This is a genomic window from Erythrobacter tepidarius, from assembly GCF_002155695.1.
Lineage (GTDB): Bacteria > Pseudomonadota > Alphaproteobacteria > Sphingomonadales > Sphingomonadaceae > Erythrobacter > Erythrobacter tepidarius.
The window spans coordinates 251,635-271,593 of sequence record NZ_MUYJ01000004.1 but is presented as its reverse complement, the minus strand read 5'-3'; the positions used below and the strand labels follow the sequence as shown (position 1 = coordinate 271,593).

General features: G+C 66.2%; 18 protein-coding genes and 1 pseudogene. 10 read left to right on the top strand and 9 right to left on the bottom strand.

Going from position 1 to position 19,959, the window contains the following annotated elements:
* The coding region (locus BZF61_RS05735) for a transposase (RefSeq protein WP_143736936.1) at window positions 1-341 on the top strand (341 nt) is incomplete at its 5' end.
* A 143-nt stretch (window positions 342-484) separates the two neighbouring features.
* On the opposite strand, the pseudogene BZF61_RS05730 reads toward BZF61_RS05735, so the two are convergent.
* The 3 genes and pseudogenes from BZF61_RS05730 to lptB form a co-directional block, all read right to left on the bottom strand.
* Window positions 485-670 (bottom strand): annotated as a pseudogene (locus BZF61_RS05730) (response regulator); the annotation flags it as partial.
* A 206-nt stretch (window positions 671-876) separates the two neighbouring features.
* Window positions 877-2,385, bottom strand: a complete 1,509-nt coding sequence (rpoN, locus tag BZF61_RS05725) for an RNA polymerase factor sigma-54 (RefSeq protein ID WP_086617670.1) — start codon at window positions 2,383-2,385, stop codon at window positions 877-879.
* Between the two features lie 10 nt (window positions 2,386-2,395).
* Window positions 2,396-3,178 carry an LPS export ABC transporter ATP-binding protein gene (lptB, locus tag BZF61_RS05720; RefSeq protein ID WP_086617669.1) on the bottom strand — a complete coding sequence of 261 codons (783 nt, stop codon included), beginning with the start codon at window positions 3,176-3,178 and terminating at the stop codon, window positions 2,396-2,398.
* A gap of 252 nt (window positions 3,179-3,430) precedes the next feature.
* Here lptB and BZF61_RS05715 point away from each other — a divergent pair, with 252 nt between their 5' ends.
* Window positions 3,431-3,808 (top strand): hypothetical protein, encoded by a 378-nt coding sequence (locus BZF61_RS05715; protein ID WP_086617668.1) that lies wholly within the window; start codon window positions 3,431-3,433, stop codon window positions 3,806-3,808.
* Window positions 3,809-4,066: 258 nt separating this feature from the next.
* Here BZF61_RS05715 and ppa read toward each other — a convergent pair whose 3' ends face one another.
* Window positions 4,067-4,600, bottom strand: coding sequence for an inorganic diphosphatase (gene ppa, locus BZF61_RS05710; protein ID WP_086617667.1), 534 nt, complete (start codon window positions 4,598-4,600; stop codon window positions 4,067-4,069).
* Between the two features lie 104 nt (window positions 4,601-4,704).
* Here ppa and hisS point away from each other — a divergent pair, with 104 nt between their 5' ends.
* The 7 genes from hisS to BZF61_RS05675 all read left to right on the top strand — a co-directional run bounded on the left by hisS (window position 4,705) and on the right by BZF61_RS05675 (window position 13,168).
* Entirely contained in the window at window positions 4,705-5,955 is a 1,251-nt protein-coding gene (gene hisS, locus BZF61_RS05705) for a histidine--tRNA ligase (protein WP_086617666.1), read from the top strand.
* Window positions 5,956-6,091: 136 nt separating this feature from the next.
* The gene (gene prfA, locus BZF61_RS05700; protein ID WP_086617665.1) at window positions 6,092-7,159 is read left to right on the top strand and encodes a peptide chain release factor 1; all 1,068 of its coding nucleotides are present in this window, start codon (window positions 6,092-6,094) and stop codon (window positions 7,157-7,159) included.
* Window positions 7,160-7,169: 10 nt separating this feature from the next.
* Window positions 7,170-7,994, top strand: coding sequence for a peptide chain release factor N(5)-glutamine methyltransferase (prmC, locus tag BZF61_RS05695; RefSeq protein WP_086617664.1), 825 nt, complete (start codon window positions 7,170-7,172; stop codon window positions 7,992-7,994).
* A 264-nt stretch (window positions 7,995-8,258) separates the two neighbouring features.
* Complete coding sequence (locus tag BZF61_RS05690) at window positions 8,259-9,002, top strand: DUF4167 domain-containing protein (protein WP_086617663.1); 744 nt, start codon at window positions 8,259-8,261, stop codon at window positions 9,000-9,002.
* Between the two features lie 5 nt (window positions 9,003-9,007).
* The gene (lnt, locus tag BZF61_RS05685; RefSeq protein ID WP_086617662.1) at window positions 9,008-10,612 is read left to right on the top strand and encodes an apolipoprotein N-acyltransferase; all 1,605 of its coding nucleotides are present in this window, start codon (window positions 9,008-9,010) and stop codon (window positions 10,610-10,612) included.
* Window positions 10,613-10,710: 98 nt separating this feature from the next.
* The gene (metK, locus tag BZF61_RS05680) at window positions 10,711-11,922 is read left to right on the top strand and encodes a methionine adenosyltransferase (RefSeq protein ID WP_086617661.1); all 1,212 of its coding nucleotides are present in this window, start codon (window positions 10,711-10,713) and stop codon (window positions 11,920-11,922) included.
* A gap of 22 nt (window positions 11,923-11,944) precedes the next feature.
* A complete protein-coding gene (locus BZF61_RS05675) occupies window positions 11,945-13,168 on the top strand; it encodes a DUF418 domain-containing protein (RefSeq protein ID WP_086617660.1) in 1,224 nt (407 codons plus the stop codon).
* Between the two features lie 127 nt (window positions 13,169-13,295).
* Here BZF61_RS05675 and BZF61_RS05670 read toward each other — a convergent pair whose 3' ends face one another.
* Genes BZF61_RS05670 through BZF61_RS05650 form a run of 5 tightly spaced genes read right to left on the bottom strand, consistent with a single transcriptional unit; the run spans window position 13,296 to window position 17,036 of the window.
* Window positions 13,296-14,447, bottom strand: coding sequence for a CaiB/BaiF CoA transferase family protein (locus tag BZF61_RS05670; protein ID WP_086617659.1), 1,152 nt, complete (start codon window positions 14,445-14,447; stop codon window positions 13,296-13,298).
* Between the two features lie 3 nt (window positions 14,448-14,450).
* On the bottom strand, window positions 14,451-14,699 hold the full coding sequence (locus BZF61_RS05665; protein ID WP_211276721.1) for a hypothetical protein: 249 nt from the start codon (window positions 14,697-14,699) through the stop codon (window positions 14,451-14,453).
* Complete coding sequence (locus BZF61_RS05660) at window positions 14,699-15,349, bottom strand: CoA transferase subunit B (protein WP_086617658.1); 651 nt, start codon at window positions 15,347-15,349, stop codon at window positions 14,699-14,701. The genes BZF61_RS05665 and BZF61_RS05660 overlap by 1 nt, the downstream gene beginning before the upstream one ends.
* Window positions 15,346-16,317: a hypothetical protein gene (locus BZF61_RS05655; RefSeq protein ID WP_086617657.1), complete on the bottom strand. Its 972-nt coding sequence runs from the start codon at window positions 16,315-16,317 to the stop codon at window positions 15,346-15,348. Before BZF61_RS05655 ends, BZF61_RS05660 begins: the two co-directional genes overlap by 4 nt.
* A complete protein-coding gene (locus tag BZF61_RS05650; RefSeq protein WP_086617656.1) occupies window positions 16,314-17,036 on the bottom strand; it encodes a CoA transferase subunit A in 723 nt (240 codons plus the stop codon). The genes BZF61_RS05655 and BZF61_RS05650 overlap by 4 nt, the downstream gene beginning before the upstream one ends.
* Window positions 17,037-17,609: 573 nt before the next feature.
* Between BZF61_RS05650 and BZF61_RS05645 the strand changes: the two genes are divergently transcribed.
* On the top strand, window positions 17,610-19,916 hold the full coding sequence (locus tag BZF61_RS05645) for a CDC48 family AAA ATPase (protein ID WP_086617655.1): 2,307 nt from the start codon (window positions 17,610-17,612) through the stop codon (window positions 19,914-19,916).
* The last annotated feature ends 43 nt before the right edge of the window (window positions 19,917-19,959 follow it).

The window sequence follows — 19,959 nt, the reverse complement described above, 5'->3', positions numbered from 1 at the left end:
ACCTCATCAGCAAGCAGAATACCGGTTCGGGCGTATGGGCGGACACCGCTTATCGCTCGAAGAAGAACGAGGCGTTCCTCGAGCGGGGCATGTTCAAGAGCCACATCCACCAGAAGCGCACGCCGCGTCGGCCGCTGCCCAAACACATCGCCAGAGCCAATGCCAAGCGCTCCGCTGTGCGCTCGGCGGTCGAGCACGTGTTCGCATGTCAGAAGCACCGCATGGGGCTGTTCATCCGCACCATCGGCATCGCCAGAGCCCGGATCAAGATCGGCATGGCCAACCTTGCCTATAACTTCCAGCGCCTCGCCTGGCTCGAGGGGCAAGGTGCGCCTGCATAGCGCGAAAACGGACTGCTGAGCGGCACTCAGGCCCCGAAAACCGCGGAAACCAGGCCGAAAAGGCCAGCCTTCACGCACAAAAGACCGCGATCAGACCATCCGCGCCCTCATCAGGCCGAAAACAGCAGGTTCTTCGAGGTGTCCACGTCATAGCCATGCATGTCGGGCAGGTTCAGGTCGAGCAGGATGATATCGTAATCATACAGCTTGCCGAGGTCCAAACCTTCCTCGCCCAGATCGGTCGAATAGACGTTGAAGCCTTCGGTGGTGAGCATCAGTTCGATCGCCTTGGCGGTCGTCGGTTCGTCTTCGATCAGCAGCACACGCATCGGTGGGTCCCCTGTTTGCCCTTCGCTAACCCCCGCTTAGGAGAGATTGCCGCGAGTTAACCACGAGGCTTGTCACCAAAAAAGGTTAATAAGAGGTTTAACGTATTAACGCTTTTCATGTGAGTCTTTCGAGACACACCGCGTCGCGGCGCCCGAAACGCCGGGCTTGGGCGCTTAACCCTTCGCGGTCGCCAGCGAGAAAACTCCTAACGCGCCTCGGCCAGTTTCTTCGCCCGCCGCCGTTCGGCGCTGGAGCCGATGCCGATCGCCTCGCGGTATTTGGCGACCGTGCGCCGGGCGAGGTCATAGCCTTCTTGCTTTAGCATGTCGGCAAGCTGCTGGTCGGAAAGGATGTTCTTCGCAGTCTCGGCATCGATCAGCGCCTTGATCCGCGCCTTGATCGCATGGGCCGAGGCGCCCTCGCCGTCCGCCCCCTCGCCGATCCGGCCGACCCCGCTGGTGAAGAAATATTTCAGCTCGAAGGTGCCGCGTTCGCACCACAGATATTTGTTGCTGGTGACGCGGCTGACGGTGCTTTCGTGCATCCCGATCTGCTCGGCGACCTCGCGCAGCGTGAGCGGGCGCAGTTCTGACACGCCGCGCCGGAAGAAGCCGTCCTGGCGTTTGACGATCTCGGCGGCGGTTTTCAGGATCGTCTTCTGGCGCTGGTCGAGCGCGCGAATCAGCCAGTGCGCATCGGCGAGCTTTTCCTTGAGCCAGCTGCGCGATTCCCTGGTCGTCGCCCCGGCCCTCAGTTCGACGAAATAGCCACGGTTGACGATCAGCTTGGGCAAGGTCTCCTCGTTCAAGGCAATGTCCCACCCGCCCGCGGCGTTGGCGGTGATGAGGATGTCGGGCACCACGGCGGTGCTTTCGGAAGGGGCAAAGGCGAGGCCCGGGCGCGGGTTGTAGCTGCGCAGCTCGCGCAGCATGTCGGCAAAATCCTCGTCGTCCACCCGGCACAGGCGCTTCAATCGCTCAACCTCGCCGCGCGCGACCAGATCGAGATTGTCGATCAGCGCCTTCATGCAGGGATCGTAGCGGTCGGCCTCGCGGGCCTGGATGGCGATGCATTCGGCGAGGCTGCGCGCCCCGACGCCCGAGGGATCGAGCGATTGCACCAGGGCAAGCCCGGCTTCGGCGGCGGCCAGATCCACCCCGATATCCTCGGCCACTTCGTGAAGCGGCGTCGTCAGGTAGCCCGCATCGTCGAGCAGTCCGATGATGTGGCGGGCGATCAAGGCAGTCTGCGGATCGCTGGCCGCAGCGCCGATCTGGCCTTCAAGGTGCGCGACCAGCGTGATTTCGGCAGCCCGCAGCTGCTCCCAATCGGGCATCGCGTCGCCATCGCCGCCAAAGCTGCCTGCGGCGCCCCAATCGGCATCGCGCATCGCCGGGCCGGCCCCGTCGCCGGTGTCGAAATCGTGGTCCACCGAGGACAGATCGAGCGGCGCATCCCCTTCGCCCCCGCCAGCCAGCATCAATTGATCGGCGGTGGCCTCTTCGCGCGCAGGCGGCGGCAGTTCGATGCGTTCGGGTTCGGCCACATCCGCCGGTTCGCCGGTATCGAGCAGCGGATTGGCCTCGAGCGCCTCGGCGATGAAAGTCTCGATTTCCAGATTGGAGGCCGCCAGCAGCTTGATCGCCTGCTGCAATTGCGGCGTCATCACCAGCGATTGCGTCTGCCTGAGATCGAGGCGGGGGCCGAGCGCCATCGCAGGATCGCTAAAGCGTGAAGCTCTCGCCGAGATAGAGCCGCCGCACCCTCTCGTCCGCGACAAGCTCCTGCGGAGACCCGGCGAACAGCACCTGCCCGCCATAGATGATGCAGGCGCGGTCGACGATGTCGAGCGTCTCGCGCACGTTGTGATCGGTGATCAGCACCCCGATGCCGCGCGCCTTGAGGTCTTTCACCAGATCGCGGATATCGCTGATCGAGAGCGGGTCGATGCCGGCAAAGGGCTCGTCGAGCAGCATGATCGAAGGCTTGGCCGCCAGCGCGCGGGCGATCTCGCAGCGCCGCCGCTCGCCGCCCGACAGCGCCATCGCCGGGCTGGCGCGCAGACGGGTGAGCCCGAACTCGTCGAGCAGACGCTCGAGTTCCGAGGCGCGGGTGGCGGCATCAGGCTCGACCAGTTCAAGCACGCAGGTGATGTTCTGTTCCACCGTCATCCCGCGGAAGATGCTGGTTTCCTGCGGCAGGTATCCAAGCCCGAGGATCGCACGGCGATACATCGGCAGCTTGGTGACATCCTCGCCATCCATCAGGATGCGGCCCGAATCCGGCTTGACCAGACCCATGATCGAATAAAAGCAGGTCGTCTTGCCCGCGCCGTTAGGCCCGAGCAGGCCGAGCACTTCGCCCTTGGCCACGGTCAGCGAAATGTCGGTGAGCACCGCGCGCTTGTCGTAGCTCTTGGCAATCGAGATGACTTCCAGACCTTTGCCTGTCGGCTGGCTGGCAGGGGCGGCGTCGGCTTCCGGCGCGGTGGGTGAGGACTCGAGCATGTCACCAGGGTCTTTAGCAGCCCTGAAGCCGCAGGAAAGACCCGAGACGGGTTTGGCAGGATCTTTGCTTGGTCGGACCAAGGCCTTGCCCGGGCCGGCGGGGCGTGATCAATCCTGCTGCGATGGCAACGCCTTGGCCAGCGGCGTTTGCGCGCCGCGCAACAAAGCGGCGACTCTGCCCACCATGTTGCAACTTGGTGTCGCCTTTGCGATACTGCTCGCGACAGATCAGACCGTTGGGGAGCGGCGCATATGGGGAAGGTATCGGGGCAGCATCAGGCGCAGGCAGCCGCACCGGCGCGGGCGCGCGACTGGCGCAAGGCAATGAGCAACCATGTCGCCTACGGCCTGCTGGTGTACACCGCACTACAGATTTTCGTGACCGTCAAGGCGCTGAGCGAGGGAACGTCGGGCCTCTTGCCCTATCTTGCGCTGATCGTGCTGGTGGCGGGCATCATCCCCGCGCTGCGCTGGTTCGAGAGCCGCTGGATCAGACTCGACGACGCGGCTGCTGCCGATGAGGCCTATGCCCAGGCTTTCCGCCGCGACACGATCGGGTTGTGGCTGCTGGCGATCGGCCTGCCCTTTGCCCTGACCGCGATCTTCAAGGCGTTGTTGCGCGTCTTGTGAGCCTCGGGTGCCGATTGCCGGCCACCCGTCCTCGCCGGGTTGGTGTGCTGCGCCGCGCCCGGCGGCGGGTGGCCTAATGGCTTGGCCAACGCCGACCCGACCGGGACGCACGCATGTTTCCTCCCGCACCGGTGATTTGCGATCGCACCCGCGAGCGCAAGGTGCGAGCCGCAGGTAACCCGCGGCGCACGCCACCAGAACCGCGCCGGGCAAGCCGTGCTGCCGCGGGCGGCACACCCGGCGGCAGAGGCGGCTGCGCTACTGGGACGCCCGATAGCGTTCGACCGCCTCGATCGTGATCTGGCGCGCTGCGGCCGCATCGCCCCAGCTGCCTACGCGCACCCACTTTTCGGTTTCGAGATCCTTGTAATGGGTGAAGAAATGCTCGATCTGCTGGAAGATGATCGAGGGCAGATCGCTCGTTTCGACCACGTCGGCGTAATAGGGGAAAGTCTCGTTCACAGGCACGCAGACCAGCTTTTCATCGCCGCCCTGCTCGTCTTCGAGGTTGAGCACCCCGATCGGCCGCGCGCGCACCACGCAGCCGGGGATGAAGGGCGAGCGCGAAATCACCAGCGCATCGAGCGGGTCGCCATCGGGCGATAGCGTGTGCGGCACAAAGCCGTAATTGGCCGGATAGCGCATCGGCGTGTGCAGAATACGGTCGACGAACAGCGCGCCGCTTTCCTTGTCGAATTCGTACTTCACCGGCTCCCCGCCGGTCGGCACTTCGATGATGACGTTGATGTCATCGGGCGGGTTCACCCCGGTGGGAATCTTGTCGATGCGCATGGTTGTTCTCTTCTTATGGTTCACGATGGGAGAGGCAACGCGCCGCTCCTTAATCGGTGCCGCAGGATTGCGAAAGGGGCCGCGTGGCCGTAATCGCGCGCCACATGAGCAAGAAGACTCCCCATGCCATCCGCGGCACCCAGGACATTTTCGGCGCCGATGCCGAGGCCTTCGCCTTCGTGGTCGAAACCTTCGAGCGCGTGCGGCGGCTCTATCGCTTCCGCCGGGTGGAAATGCCGGTGTTCGAGAAGACCGAGGTCTTCGCGCGCTCGCTGGGCGAGACGACCGATGTGGTCTCGAAGGAGATGTATTCCTTCGAGGATCGTGGCGGCGAGAGCCTGACCCTGCGCCCTGAATTCACCGCCGGGATCGCGCGCGCTTTCCTCACCAACGGCTGGCAGCAATATGCGCCGCTGAAGGTTGCGACCCACGGCCCGCTGTTCCGTTACGAGCGCCCGCAGAAGGGCCGCTACCGCCAGTTCCACCAGATCGATGCCGAGGTGATCGGCGCCGCCGAACCGCAGGCCGATGTCGAGCTGTTGGCGATGGCGGACCAGCTGCTGCGCGAGCTTGGCATTCACGACGTCACCCTGCACCTCAATACGCTGGGCGATGCGGCGAGCCGCGAGGCGTGGCGGGCAGCGCTGATCGAATACTTCCGCGCGGTGAAAGACCAATTGTCCGAGGAATCGCAGCAACGGCTGGAGAAGAACCCGCTGCGGATTCTCGATTCCAAGGACCCGCGAGACAAGCCTTTCCTAGCGGATGCACCGAAGATCGATGCCTACCTGTCGGAAGAGGCGAGCGCCTTCTTCGCCGCTGTTACCAGCGGGCTGGATGCGGCAGGGGTGAAGTGGGTGCGCGCGGAGAGCCTCGTGCGCGGCCTCGACTACTACCGCCACACCGCTTTCGAATTCATCCCCGACGAGGGCAGCGTCTCGGCGGCGGCCTTGGGCAGCCAGAGCACGGTGCTGGGCGGCGGGCGTTATGACGGTCTGATGGAATCGCTCGGCGGTCCGCCGACGCCTGCTGTGGGCTGGGCGGCAGGGATCGAGCGGCTGGCGATGCTGGTGGGGGCGCGGCAGGAGGTCAAGGCCGATGCCGTGGTGGTGGTCGAGAATGACGATCGGCTCGCCGAGGCCATCAACTTGATGGGTCGGCTTCGCTCTGCTGGTTTCTCCTCGGAACTTGTCGCCAGCGGCTCGCCGCGCAAGCGGTTCGACAAGGCGAAGAAGCTGCCTTCGCACACGCTTGTCTCCTTCGCTGTGACCGAGGAAGGCTCGCCGATGCGGGTGATGGGCGATGGCGGGAAGCGTCATATGGCGGTCGAGAGCTTCATCCTGTCCGGCCATTAGCCCCTCCCGTCATCCTCAACGCGGTTGCCGATCGGACAGCTGCGCTTCCAGGGCCATCGCGCCGCGCAGATCACGGCTCGAATGGGAGAAATCGATGCTGAGACCGGTTCAGCACGACGAGTGAGAAAAGAAGCCCATGCAAATCCCCCCCGAACGCCTTGACCAGATCGCGCACCGCTTTGCCGAGCTGGAGGCGCGCATGGCGAGCGGAACGCTCGAGGGCGAGGCCTTCGTGCGCGCCAGCCGCGACTATGCGGAACTCGAACCCGTCGCCAGGATCGCCGCCGAAGTGAAGTCCGCGCGCGAGGAAATGGCGGCGCTGCAAGAGATGCTCGCCGACCCGGAAATGAAGGCCATGGCCGAAGAGGAACTCGCCCACCTCAAGGCTACGCTGCCCGATCTCGAACGCCGCCTTGCCATCGCGCTGCTGCCGCGCGATGCGGCGGATTCCAAGCCCGCGATGCTCGAAATCCGGGCCGGGACGGGGGGCGATGAAGCCGCGCTCTTCGCCGCCGATCTTTATCGCATGTACGAAAGATATGCCGCCGAACAGGGCTGGAAGGTCGAGCCGGTCAGCATCAACGCCTCCGACATCGGCGGGTACAAGGAAGTGATCGCCAACGTCACCGGCACCGGCGTTTTCGCCAAATTGAAGTTCGAAAGCGGGGTCCACCGCGTCCAGCGCGTGCCTGTCACCGAAAGCGGCGGGCGCATTCACACCTCTGCGGCGACCGTCGCAGTGCTGCCCGAACCGGATGACGTGGACGTGCAGATCGAGGAGAAAGACCTCAAGATCGATGTCTACCGTGCCTCCGGTGCCGGGGGCCAGCACGTCAACACCACCGATTCGGCGGTGCGCATAACCCACCTGCCGACCGGCACCGTGGTGACCTGTCAGGACGCACGCAGCCAGCACAAGAACCGCGAAAAGGCGATGCAGGTGCTGCGCACGCGGCTCTACGATGCCCAGCGCGAAGCCGCGCAGGGCGCCGAGGCCCAGGCGAGGAAGGCGATGGTTGGCAGCGGGGATCGCTCCGAGCGGATCCGCACCTACAATTTCCCGCAAGGGCGCGTGACCGATCACCGCATCGGCTTGACCTTGCACAAGCTCGAGGAAGTGCTCGCCGGGCCGGGGCTGGCCGAGCTGATCGATGCCCTGATCGCCGAGGACGAAGGCAAGCGCCTGGCGGCGCTCAGCGAGTGAGGGTGGCCGCATGATCACCGCCGGCGAAGCGATCCGTGCTGCCGCGGAGCGGCTCGCCGGCATCAGCGACACCGCGCGATTGGATGCCGAGCTGCTGATGGCGCATCTGTTCGGGGTCTCGCGCTCCGAATTGCTGCTGCGCCACTTGCGTGCGCCTGCGCCGCCGGGCTTCGCCGCCTTGATCGAGCGTCGCGCCACATGCGAACCAGTCGCCTACATCACCGGTGTGCAGGAATTCTACGGGCTGCCGCTGATCGTCTCGCCTGCCACCCTGATCCCGCGGGGCGACAGCGAAACGCTGGTGGAGGCCGCGCTGAAATGCAAGCCCGATGCGCTGCGCGTGCTCGATCTCGGCACCGGTTCGGGAGCGCTGCTGCTGGCGGTGCTGGCCCATCTCGGCAAGGCGCAGGGGATCGGTATCGACCGGAGCGAGGCTGCGCTGGAAATCGCCCGCGCAAATGCCGCAGGGCTGGGATTGCGCCCGCAGGCGCAGTTTCTGGCCGGCGACTGGCACGCGGCGGGCTGGAGCGATGGGCTTGGCACCTTCGATCTGGTTTTGTGCAACCCGCCCTATGTCGAAGCAGACGCCGCACTGGATGCCCAGGTGCGCGATTTCGAACCGCACAGCGCGCTGTTTGCCGGGCCGGATGGGCTGGATGACTACCGCGTGCTGATCCCGCAATTGCGGGCGCTGATGAACCAGGCCGCGGTGGCGGTGCTCGAAATCGGAGCGAATCAGGCAGATGCAGTGTCGGCGCTGGCCGCCGCCGCCGGCTTTGCCACCCGGCTGCACCGCGACCTCGCCGGACGCGCCCGCGCGCTCGTGCTCGGTTGACGAATTGTGCCGCAGGGCTTGGCAAACCGGTTTCGCATCGCTAGGGGATGGACCAGGCTAGACGATCTGCGAAGGGCGCAAATCGCTGAGCCAAGCTCCAGAACTCAGCTGAACCGGCCGTCAGGGCGCGCCCTCGGCCCTATCGGCGCGGAGCGCGCAACACGCTTTGGCAAGGCTGATGGGTGCGGCGCAAGGACAAGGGGTCTGTTGGCCGCGCGTGCAGGCAGTTTTTTGCGTCAGGCCGCTGATTAAGGAACGGTTTCCTTGAATAACAATCGCAATAGCCGTCGCCGCGGGCGCGGCAACCGCTCTCAGGGTGGCAACGGCAACCAGCTCAACCGGATCGACAGCCGCGCGCGTGGCAATGCCCCGCAGCTGCTCGAGAAGTACAAGAAGCTGGCGCAGGATGCCCAGCACAATGGCGATCGGGTGCAGATGGAGTATTATCTCCAGTTTGCCGACCACTATTTCCGGGTCATCGCCGATAACAAGGCACGCCAGGAAGAGCAGCGCGGCGGACGGCGCAACGACGAGCGCGAGCAGAGCGAGGATTTCGACGACGATTTCGACATCGACCGCAGCCGGCGCAGCGCCGCGCCGACGCGCGCGCATGACCAACAGGGTGAAAACGGGGATGCGACCGCGCTCGCCGAAGGCGAGCCGGGTCAGGAAGGGGAAAGCTTCCTGGTGGAGGAGCGAGACGATCGTGACGGCCCGCGCGACGATGGCCGTGCGCGTGGCCGGCGCCGCCAGCAGCCGCGCAAGTCCGCTCAGGCCGCGCCCGACGAGAGCCGCGGCGAGCGGCAGGAGCGTCCCGAGCGGAGCGAAGCGCCGGTCGAGCTTGCCGAACGTCCCGCACGCAGCGAGGCAAAGCCCGCCCGCGCCCGCAGGGCGCGCAAGAATGCCGATGCCGGCGCCCCGGCCGGAATCGATTCGTCGATCCTCCCGCCCTCGATCCGCAGCGATGATGCGGGCGGGGACAGCGGCACGCTCGAAACCGTCGACTGATTGCCATGACCGGACGGCTGGCCGCGCTTGCGGCGCTGGTGCAGCGGCGTCCGGCTCTGGCTGCCATTGCGCTGGGGCTGGTCGCCGCCTGCGCCTATCCGCCGCTCCACCTCTGGCCGCTCGGCCTCGTCGCGCTGGCGGGGGTGGTGTGGCTGATCTATGCCGCTCAAACGTGGCGGGGCGCGCTGTGGCGCGGTTGGTGGTTCGGCTGGGCGCATCTGACGCTCGCCAACAACTGGATTGCGACCGCTTTCACCCATCAGGCCAAGATGCCCGAATTCCTCGGGTGGCTGGCGGTGCCGCTGCTGTGCATCTACCTTGCCTGCTATCCCGCCTTGGCGGCGCTGGCGGCGCATCTGCTGGCGAAGCAGCGCCCCGTGTGGGCCTTCGGGCTGGTGCTGGCGGGCGCGTGGATCGTCACCGAGTGGCTGCGCGGCTGGGTGTTCACCGGCTATCCTTGGCCGCCGCTCGGGCTGATGCTGCTGGGGGGGTGGGAGACTCCGGGCCTGGCGCGGGCGCTGCCGTGGATGGGCACCTACGCCCTGTCCGGCGTGACGGTGCTGATCGGTTGCGGCGTGATTTCCGCGATCATCCGCAGGCGCGCGACCGAGCTGATCGTGCCGCTGCTGCCGCTTATCGCCGTCATGCTTGTCCCGGCGACGCCCGCGGCTGAAAGCGATATCCGTTACACCCTCGTCCAGCCCTATATCCCCCAGTCCGAGATCAACGACCCGTCGAAGTTCGAGGAGCAGTTCGCGCGCCTGTCCGCGCTCACGACGCCATCGCGGGGCCGGTCGCGGATTGTCCTGTGGCCCGAAAGCGCGGTGCCCGACTATCTCGAGGACGGCTATCCCGAACGCTACTACCTGCAGATGACCGCCGGGGCCGATCCCGGCTTCGCGCGCCGCCGCATCGGCGGGGTGATCGGGCCGCAGTCGGTGCTGCTGACCGGGGTGGTCAACCTCAATATCGGCGCCAACGCTTCGGGGGTTCCCGCTGCGGTCAGTGCGCGCAATTCGGTGATGGCGCTGGACGGATCGGGGCGCATCCGCGCGGGCTACGACAAGGCGCACCTTGTGCCCTATGGCGAATATCTGCCGATGCGCCCGCTGCTCGAACCGCTCGGCCTGTCACGGCTGGTGGCGGGGAGCATCGACTATGTGCCCGGCCCCGGGCCGCGCACGCTCGATCTCGGCGCGCACGGCAAGGCCGGCATCATGATCTGCTACGAGATCGTGTTCTCGGGCGCGGTGGCGGACAGGGCCAACCGCCCGGACTATATCTTCAATCCTTCCAACGACGGCTGGTTCGGCAGCTGGGGCCCGCCGCAGCATCTCGCACAGGCGCGGATGCGGGCGCTTGAGGAAGGGCTGCCGGTGCTGCGTTCCACCACCACCGGGATCAGCGCGGTGATCGATGCAAACGGCGTGGTGCGCGGCCATATCGCGCCGGGCAAAGCGGGCAAGCTCGAAGGCCTCGTCCCCGCCGCCAAGCCGCCGACCCTGTTCGCGCGGTTCGGCCATGCGCTGACACTGGGCTGGGCGGCGCTGCTGATCGCCCTTGGTCTGGGGCTGCCGAGAGTGCTTGCGCTTGCCCGCCCGCGCGGCTAGGGCGGAACGGCAAGAAGCCGGACATAAAGGTTTCCTTATATCTCTATAAGGTTCTGCGTCCGGCGGATATCGGCACACCACCAGCCCCCGGGGGATCCATGCGCACGACTTACCTGTTCACCTCCGAAAGCGTCTCCGAAGGCCATCCGGACAAGGTTTCCGACCAGATTTCCGACGCGATCGTCGATCTGTTCCTGTCCAAGGATCCCGAAGCGCGCATCGCCTGCGAAACCCTTACCACCACCAATCTGGTCGTGCTGGCGGGGGAAATCCGCTGCAAGGGCGTTTACGAGAACGGCGAGTGGGCGCCGGGCGCCGAGGACGAGATCGAGCAGGTGGTGCGCAACACCGTCAAGCGCATCGGCTATGAGCAGGACGGCTTCCACTGGAACAATCTCAAGTTCATCAATCGCTTGCACGGGCAGTCGGCGCATATCGCGCAGGGCGTGGACGCGGGCGCCAACAAGGATGAAGGCGCGGGCGATCAGGGCATCATGTTCGGCTATGCAACCGACGAGACCCCGGGCTATATGCCCGCGACGCTCTATTACAGCCACCAGATCCTCGAGCGCATGGCGGCCGACCGTCATTCGGGTGCGGCCCCCTTCCTCGAACCCGACGCCAAGAGCCAGGTGACCCTGCGCTACGAGGGCTCGCTGCCGGTGGCGGCGACTGCCGTAGTCGTCTCGACCCAGCACAAGCCTGGCTATGACGAAGACAACCCGGCGAAGAAGGCCGAGCTTGAAGCCTATGTGAAGAAGGTCGTCGCCGAGGTCATCCCGCCGGTGCTGCTGCGCGAGACCGAATATTTCATCAACCCGACCGGCAAGTTCGAGATCGGCGGACCGGATGGGGATGCGGGCCTGACCGGCCGCAAGATCATCGTCGACACCTATGGCGGCGCGGCCCCGCATGGCGGCGGCGCCTTCAGCGGCAAGGATCCGACCAAGGTTGACCGTTCGGCGGCTTACATCACCCGCTACCTCGCCAAGAACGTGGTCGCCGCCGGCCTCGCCACGCGCTGCACCATCCAGATCGCCTATGCGATCGGCGTGTCGAAGCCGCTCTCGCTCTATGTCGACACGCACGAGACCGGCACTGTCGGCGACGACAAGATCGAAGCGGCGATCCTCGGCATCGCCAAGCTCGGCGGGCTGACCCCGCGGGCGATCCGCACCCATCTTGGTCTCAACAAGCCGATCTATCAGCCGACCGCCGCCTATGGTCACTTCGGCCGCAAGGCGGAAGGCGACCTGTTCCCGTGGGAGCGGCTCGATCTGGTCGAAGATCTCAAGGCAGCGCTGGCCTGATCGGCGCGGTGGGGTGCCTCGAATGACGGCGCCCGCCCCTTTGCCCGCCTCACGCATCCTCGCGCTCGATGCGCTGCGCGGTGTCGCAGTGATCGGGATCGCGGGGATGAACGTTCTCGCCTTCGCGCTGCCTTCACCCGCCTATTACAACCCGCTGAGCTTCGGCGGAGTGGGCGCGGCGGATTACTGGGTGTGGCTTGTCAGCTTCGTCTTTATCGAAGACAAGTTCCGCACCCTGTTTGCGATGCTGTTCGGCGCGGGTAGCCTGATCCTGCTGGAGAAGGCGACTGCGGGCGGACAGAGACGCCCTTGGCCTGCGCACTATGCCCGCATGATCGTGCTGTTCGCGATCGGCATCGTCCATGCGATCCTGCTTGCGAACAACGACGTGCTGCGCGCCTACGCGCTGGCGGGGCTGGCCCTGCCGCTGCTTGCGGGGCTTTCCGCGCGGGCGCTGCTCACGGTCGGCGCGGGGCTGGTGGTGGTGCACGTTGCGCTTGGTCTGACGGCCTTCGGCAGCGCGATGATCGATTTCTACCAGCACCAGTCGGGCACCGAGCCCTTGCTGTTCGCCGAGCGCCAGTTCGGGCGCGATCCGGCGGCGATGGCCGCGCTGCTGGAGCAGGGCCGCGAGGGGCTGGGCGAAAGGATCGTCCGCCGCGGCCTTGCCATTCACGCCCAGCTGGCCGCCCTGCTCGCCGCGCTGCCGCTCAACCTTGCCGCCATTGCGCTCGGCATGGGGTTGTGGAAGGGCGGAATGCTCAAGGGGAAATGGCGGACCTTCCATCTCCAGCGTCTTGCGGCGATCTGCGCGCTGGTGGCGCTGCCGGGGCTGTTGGGGCTGGCCGCGTGGCTGGTGGCCGAGGGTTTCCCCGCCGCGCTGGTCGGGCCGGTGGCATTGGTGATCTCCGCCCCTTTCGATACCCTGCTGGGGGTAAGCTACGCCGCGCTGGCAATGGCCTTTCTGGCGCAGGACAATCCGTTCACCCGCAGGCTTGCCGCTCTCGGGCGACTGTCGCTGAGCAATTACCTGATGACGAGCGTGATCTTCGCCGCAATCTTTGCGCCATGGGGCCTCGGCCTGTTCGGCGAGGTCAGCCGCTGGCAGGCCCTTGCCTTGGGGGGCGTGCCGGTTGCGGCGATGCTGGCGTGGTCGCCGGTCTGGGTGGAGCGGCTGGGGCAGGGCCCCTTCGAACGGCTGTGGCGCGCCGGGGCAAGAGCGCTTTCCTACATTCTACGCCCGTGACACCAAGACGGTGATGACCCACCGCCTGCGCCTGCTCCCGCCCCTGTCTGCCCGGCGGCGCATGGGGGCCGGTTTTCTGCGTCAGGACAGTGTCTCATGTGTCTCCAACAGCGGCTGCGGAAGGCTGTCAGCCATGTTCCCCGTGGATCGGCGAGGGCCGGTCGAGCGCCAGTTCGGCCCCGGAGAACACGAAAGGGCTGCGCACGCCGGGGATCCCGCCGAGATCGATCCTGAGCCCGCGCGCCACCACCTGTGGATCGGCGAAGACCTCGTCCAGCCGGTTGATCGGCCCGGCCGGCACCCCTGCGGCGTGGCAGGCATCGAGCAGCTCTTGCTTGCTCCAGCCGATGGTGGCCTTGGCGATCTCGGCATCCAGCGCTCTGGCATTGGCGATGCGGTCGCTATTGGCGATGAAGCGCGGGTCGCTCGCCAGGTGGGCAAGGCCGAGCAGATCCATCAGCTTGTGGAACAGTCCGTCATTGGCGGGCGCGAGGATCACATGCCCGTCGCTCACCGCGAAGACGCCGTAGGGTGCGACCTGCGCGTGGGCATTGCCCATCCGCGGCGGGTTGGTGCCGGTGGTGAGATAGTAGGTCGCCTGATTGGAAAGCAGCGCGACCGAGCAGTCCATCAGGCTGATGTCGAGCTGCTGGCCCTTGCCGGTGCGAGCGCGCATCAGCAGCGCGGCCTGAATCCCGGTTGCCGCCCACACCCCGGTCGAGAGGTCGCTGATCGAGATGCCCAACTTGACCGGCTGGCCTTCGGGTTCGCCGGTCAGCGACATGAAGCCGCTCATGCCCTGCACCACGAAGTCGTAGCCTGCCTCGTGGGCGCGCGGGCCGGTGTGGCCGAAGCCGGTGATCGAGCAATAGACGAGGCCGGGATTGGTGGCCGAGAGGCTGGCGTAATCGAGCCCGAACCTGGCGAGACTGCCGGTCTTGAAATTCTCGATCACCACGTCGGCATCGGCGATCAGCGCCTTCACCCGGGCAAGGTCGTCCGCCACGCCGAAATCGGCGATGATCGAGCGCTTGCCGCGGTTGCAGGCGTGGTAATAGGCGGCCTCGCGGTGGATCTTGCCGCTTGCATCGGTGCGCTCGATCCAGGGCGGGCCCCACAGCCTCGTGCCGTCGCCTTCCGGGCTTTCGACCTTGATCACGTCCGCGCCGAGATCCGCGAGGATCTGCCCGCAGTAAGGCCCGGCCAGCACGCGGGCGAGCTCGACCACCTTGAGTCCGGCGAGCGGGGCGTTGGGGTTGCGGGGTTCTGCGAGCCACATGGCCTAGTCCCCCAGCTTGGCCTTGAGAAAGGCAACCGCGTCGGCCAGCACCGGGCCTTTGCTGCGGAACGGCACCGAAAGCGCCATGACCACCTCCTCATGATCGAGCGGGCCGTAGTTCTTCACCGCGACCGGCGCGCCCAGTGCGCGCAGCTTTGCGCCGAGGTTGTTGGCGTTCCGCGGGCGGACGGTCTCGTCGCCGTCAGAGGTCGCCAGCAGCGCGACGATGCCGAGCGCGGCCGCACGCAGCATCACACCACGTAATGCGCGGTGGTGGCGGCGGCGATATCGGCCTCGGTAACGCCGGGCGCCATCTCGATCAGGCGGAAGGGGGAGGCGTGGTCGGGCCGCTGGAACACCGCCAGGTTGGTGATCACCATGTCCACCACCCCCGCGCCGGTCAGCGGCAGGGTGCATCGGGGGACGAACTTGGGACTACCGTCCTTTGCGGTGTGATCCATGACCACGATGATCTTCTTGACACCCGCGACGAGATCCATCGCCCCGCCCATGCCCTTGATCATCTTGCCGGGGATCATCCAGTTGGCGATGTCGCCATTCTCGGCCACTTCCATGGCCCCCAGAACGGTGAGATCGATATGCCCGCCGCGGATCATCGCGAAACTGGTCGCAGAATCGAAATAGGCGCTGTGCGGCAGCTCGCTGATGGTCTGCTTGCCGGCATTGATGAGATCGGGATCGACCTCGTCCTCGTAGGGAAATGGCCCGATGCCGAGCATCCCGTTCTCGCTCTGCAAGGTCACCATCATGCCTTCGGGGATATGGTTGGCGACCAGCGTCGGGATGCCGATGCCGAGATTGACATAGTAGCCGTCCTGCAGCTCGCGTGCGGCGCGCATAGCCATCTGGTCGCGGGTCCAGCCTTCGGGGGGTGTCGTCATGGCAGTTGCTGTCCTTGCTGGGCGAGCGGGAAGATCGGATCGATCAGGAACCAGCCGTCGCCGATGGCGGTTTCGAGCGCCACGCCGGACTCGGGGTTCTTGAGATAGCGGAAACGTTCGTCGAAATCGGACTTCTCGTCTCCGGCGATGGCGATGATGCACGAGGTGGCGGCGAGGCTTTCCCTGCGGGTCTGCTTGCGATCCTCAGGGTCGCGGCGAAGCGAGACGATGTCCTGGCCGCGGATATCGAGTCCGGCGAATTCGAGAGCGCTGCGGATCCTGCCGATCTCGCTCACCGGCAGATCCGACAGCCAGGCGATCTGAACCCCGGCCTCGCGCAGCACGGCGAGGCCGAGCGAACGGGGCACGTCGCGTTCCGGGTCGGCCGGCGGCGTGAACAGTCCGCCAGCCGGATCGAGGTCGATCACGGCCACCGGCTTGTCCCCGGGCGCGCAGCGCTTGCGCTGGCCGTCGAGCGCGGTCGGGTGGGAAAGCATGGCCGAAAGCGCTCCGTTGGGGCCAGCGCTGACGGCTGCGACCCCGCGACCATATCGGACGAACTCGGCAAAGCCGTTCTGCACGGGACGGGGCATGCCGCTCGCGCCAGCGGCGACGGTCGGGGTGATTGCCGGTGCCGCGGCGGCAACCGGCGGCGTTGCCACGGGCATGGGCGCAGGCGCGCTCACCGGGGCCTTGGTCGGGGCAGGTGATGGCGGCGCGTCAGCCGCGGGCCTGACGCTGACCGACGGCGTCGGCGAGGGCATCGGAGCGGGACGCTGGGCTGGTGCCGCAACCGCGGGCACCGGCGCGCTCGCTCCTGCCTGGCCTTGGCCGGCATCTTGGCCGTCGATGCGCGTGCCGACCATCGCGCCGCCCGCCAGTGCCGGGATCGCCACGGCAGCACAGCCCGGCAGCGATGTTCCCGCCAGAGCCAGCAGGGGCACCAGAATGATCCTGCGGTCGATCATGCCGTCTCTCTCTGGCGAACGGTACGAAACTCGATCTTCTTGTCATAGGGGGCGCCGCAGACGATGCGGTTCACGAACACGCCGGGCAGGTGGATCTGGTCGGGATCGAGGCTTCCGGCCGGCACCACCTCCTCGACTTCCGCGACGCAGATCTTGCCGCAGGTTGCCGCCGGCAGGTTGAAATTGCGCGCGGTCTTGCGGAACACGAGGTTGCCGGTGGTGTCGGCCTTCCACGCCTTGATGATCGAGAGGTCGGCAAAGATGCCGCGTTCGAGGATGTAGGTCTGCATCACCCCGTCGCGGTCGGGGAATTCCTTGTGCTCCTTGCCCTTGGCGACCTCGGTGCCGACTCCGGTGCGGGTGTAGAAGCCGGGAATGCCGGCGCCGCCTGCCCGCATCCGCTCGGCGAGCGTGCCCTGCGGGCAGAATTCCACCTCGAGCTCGCCGCTGAGATATTGCCGCTCGAACTCCTTGTTCTCGCCGACATAGGAACTGATCATCTTCTTCACCTGGCGGGTGCGCAGCAGCTTGCCGATCCCCTCATTGTCGATCCCGGCATTGTTGCTGGCGAAGGTGAGGCCTGTCACGCCGCTGTCGCGAATCGCGTCCAGAAGCCGCTCGGGTATGCCGCACAGGCCGAACCCTCCGGCGGCGATCAGCATGTCGTTTCTGAGAATGCCATCCAGCGCACTGGCGGCGTCGGGGTAGAGTTTGTTCATCGCAGCCTGCCTGCCTCGTTGCTCGTCCGGCAGCGGATGCCGGGAACCTTTTTTCTCGCAGGTGATTAGTGCCTTCACGCTGGCCTGTCACGTCCGAGCGGCAAGAAACCCGAATCAACTTTCATGTTGCGTTGCAACATATTGATTCGGGCAAGATCTGCTCAAGACCTAAGCGGATGCCGCCTTTTCGGCCAGATCTTTTGCAAGTTTTGACACAGGCCGGATCGTAATTGGCCAATCATTGCATTCTTTGCAACTCTCTGCGCAGTTTACGCACTTGCACAAGGCACGGATATGCTGCATATGCGAAGGGCCTTTCAGGCATCCTCTCCCAAACTTTCAAGCCCGGCCTCGTGCCGGGCTTTTTTCTTGCCCGGCACCCGGCCCGCAGCGCGCCGGGCCTCCATCTTGCAGGGCACAATCCCTGCGGCTTTATGGCCTTATCCTGCCCGCCGCACTGGCAAGCACTTGCCGGATGAGACACACGCCGGGCCTGTCCAGATTGCAATAGGCCAGCCTCGTGCCTAGCTAGGCTGGCGAATTGCGAGAAAACAGACAAGCGCAGGAAGACCAATGGCCGAAGCAGAAACCGCAGCGCCAGTCCGCACCGTCCGGTTGCAGGTTGCGCCCGCCCGGCAGGAGGAATCGGGGCAGGGCATCGCCCGGATGCCGCGCGCCGCGTTCCAGAAGCTCGGCATTACCGAAGGCGATGTGGTCGAGATCATCGGCAAACGCACCACCGCGGCGATCGCCATGGCCGCCTATCCCGAAGACGACGCGCTCGATGTGGTGCGCCTCGACGGGCTTCAGCGCGGCAATGCCGAGGCCGGCTCGGGCGAGCACGTAGAGATTGCCCGCGCCGAATCCCGACCGGCCACCCGCGTGGTGTTCGCCCCCGCCCAGCGCGAAATGCGCCTGCAGGGGCCGACTCAGGCGCTCAAGCGCAATTTCTTCAGGAAACCGCTGGTCGCCGGCGATCTGGTCGCCACCACCGGCCAGCAGCCGGTGCAGAACATGCCCCCCGACGTGCGCCAGCTGCTGCGCGCGCCGGCCTATGCGCTCACCCAGATCCGCCTCTCGGTGCATTCCACCAGCCCCAAGGGCATCGTCCACATCGACGAGAACACCGAGGTCGAGCTGCGTGCCGAGTTCGAGGAGCCGCGCGATGGCCGCGCGGTCGTGAACTACGACGATGTCGGCGGGATGGAGGAGACCATCCGGGCGCTGCGCGAGATGATCGAGCTGCCGCTGCGCTATCCGGAACTGTTTACCCGGCTTGGCGTGGAACCGCCCAAGGGCGTGCTGCTGCACGGCCCGCCGGGCACCGGCAAGACTCGCTTGGCGCAGGCTGTGGCGAATGAAAGCGACGCCGAGTTCTTCACCATCAACGGGCCGGAGATCATGGGCTCGGGCTATGGCGAGAGCGAGAAACGCCTGCGCGAGGTGTTCGAGGAGGCGACCCGCGCCGCACCCGCGATCATCTTCATCGACGAGATCGATTCCATCGCCCCGAAGCGCACCCAGGTGCCGGGCGAGGCCGAGAAGCGGCTGGTCGCCCAATTGCTTACTCTCATGGACGGGCTGGAAAAGCGCGCCAACCTCGTCGTCATCGCCGCCACCAACCGGCCCGACGCGATCGACGAGGCCCTGCGCCGTCCGGGCCGCTTCGATCGCGAAATCGTGATCGGCGTGCCCGATCAGCGCGGGCGGCGCGAGATTCTGGCGATCCACACCCGCGGGATGCCGATGGAAGCCGCGGTCGACCTCGACGAACTCGCCCGGGTCACCCATGGCTTCGTCGGCGCCGATATTGCCGCGCTGACCCGCGAGGCGGCGATCGAGGCGGTGCGGCGGATCATGCCGCGGCTCGATCTCGACGCGCGCACGATTCCGCCCGAAGTGCTTGAAGACCTGTGCGTCACCCGCGACGATTTCCTCGCCGCCCTGAAGCGCGTCCAGCCCTCGGCAATGCGCGAGGTTATGGTGCAGGTGCCGAGCGTTGCGTGGGACGATATCGGCGGTGCGGGAGAGGCGATCGACAAGCTCAAGGAAGGGATTGAGCTTCCCCTCAAAAACCCCGATGCCTTCCGCCGGCTCGGTATCCGCCCGGCCAAGGGCTTCCTGCTCTACGGCCCGCCCGGCACAGGCAAGACCCTGCTTGCCAAGGCGGTCGCCAGGGAAGCCGAGGCGAACTTCATCTCGATGAAGTCCTCCGACCTTTTATCCAAGTGGTATGGCGAAAGCGAGCAGCAGATCGCCCGCCTGTTCGCCCGTGCCCGCGCCGTCGCGCCCTGCGTGGTGTTCATCGACGAGATCGACAGCCTCGTTCCCGCGCGCGGCAGCGGGCAGGGCGAACCGCAGGTGACGGGCCGGGTGGTCAACACCATCCTCGCCGAGATGGACGGGCTGGAAGAGCTGCAATCGGTGGTGGTGATCGGTGCGACCAACCGTCCGACGCTGGTTGATCCCGCGCTGCTGCGCCCGGGCCGCTTCGACGAGCTGGTCTATGTCGGCACCCCCGACGCGGCCGGGCGCGCGCATATCCTCGGCATCCACACCGCCAAGATGCCGCTCGGTTCCGATGTCGATCTGGCATGGCTGGCAGGGCAGACCGAACGCTTCACCGGCGCCGATCTGGAGGATCTGGTGCGCCGTGCCGGGCTTGCCGCGCTGCGCCGGGTGGGCGGCGAGGTCAGCACGGTCGAGGCGCGCGATTTCGAGGCGGCGCTCAAGGATTCGCGCGCGACCGTGACGGTCGAGATGGAGGAGGAATACCTCAAGATGCGCGGCGAGCTGAAGAAGCGCGCCGCGGCGGTGCAGCCGATCGGGTTCTTCTCGCCCGAGATGCTGAAGCCGACGCGGGAGAAGAAGCACGATTGATGTTCTGCAAATGTTTCACGTGAAACATCGGGTGGCATGAACC

Bases quoted from the DNA above. Each gene is read 5' to 3' on its own strand.
- rpoN (WP_086617670.1), bottom strand. From the start codon at position 2,385: ATGGCGCTCGGCCCCCGCCTCGATCTCAGGCAGACGCAATCGCTGGTG.
- lptB (WP_086617669.1), bottom strand. From the start codon at position 3,178: ATGCTCGAGTCCTCACCCACCGCGCCGGAAGCCGACGCCGCCCCTGCC.
- BZF61_RS05715 (WP_086617668.1), top strand. From the start codon at position 3,431: ATGGGGAAGGTATCGGGGCAGCATCAGGCGCAGGCAGCCGCACCGGCG.
- ppa (WP_086617667.1), bottom strand. From the start codon at position 4,600: ATGCGCATCGACAAGATTCCCACCGGGGTGAACCCGCCCGATGACATC.
- hisS (WP_086617666.1), top strand. From the start codon at position 4,705: ATGAGCAAGAAGACTCCCCATGCCATCCGCGGCACCCAGGACATTTTC.
- prfA (WP_086617665.1), top strand. From the start codon at position 6,092: ATGCAAATCCCCCCCGAACGCCTTGACCAGATCGCGCACCGCTTTGCC.
- prmC (WP_086617664.1), top strand. From the start codon at position 7,170: ATGATCACCGCCGGCGAAGCGATCCGTGCTGCCGCGGAGCGGCTCGCC.
- lnt (WP_086617662.1), top strand. From the start codon at position 9,008: ATGACCGGACGGCTGGCCGCGCTTGCGGCGCTGGTGCAGCGGCGTCCG.
- metK (WP_086617661.1), top strand. From the start codon at position 10,711: ATGCGCACGACTTACCTGTTCACCTCCGAAAGCGTCTCCGAAGGCCAT.
- BZF61_RS05675 (WP_086617660.1), top strand. From the start codon at position 11,945: ATGACGGCGCCCGCCCCTTTGCCCGCCTCACGCATCCTCGCGCTCGAT.
- BZF61_RS05670 (WP_086617659.1), bottom strand. From the start codon at position 14,447: ATGTGGCTCGCAGAACCCCGCAACCCCAACGCCCCGCTCGCCGGACTC.
- BZF61_RS05665 (WP_211276721.1), bottom strand. From the start codon at position 14,699: ATGCTGCGTGCGGCCGCGCTCGGCATCGTCGCGCTGCTGGCGACCTCT.
- BZF61_RS05660 (WP_086617658.1), bottom strand. From the start codon at position 15,349: ATGACGACACCCCCCGAAGGCTGGACCCGCGACCAGATGGCTATGCGC.
- BZF61_RS05655 (WP_086617657.1), bottom strand. From the start codon at position 16,317: ATGATCGACCGCAGGATCATTCTGGTGCCCCTGCTGGCTCTGGCGGGA.
- BZF61_RS05650 (WP_086617656.1), bottom strand. From the start codon at position 17,036: ATGAACAAACTCTACCCCGACGCCGCCAGTGCGCTGGATGGCATTCTC.
- BZF61_RS05645 (WP_086617655.1), top strand. From the start codon at position 17,610: ATGGCCGAAGCAGAAACCGCAGCGCCAGTCCGCACCGTCCGGTTGCAG.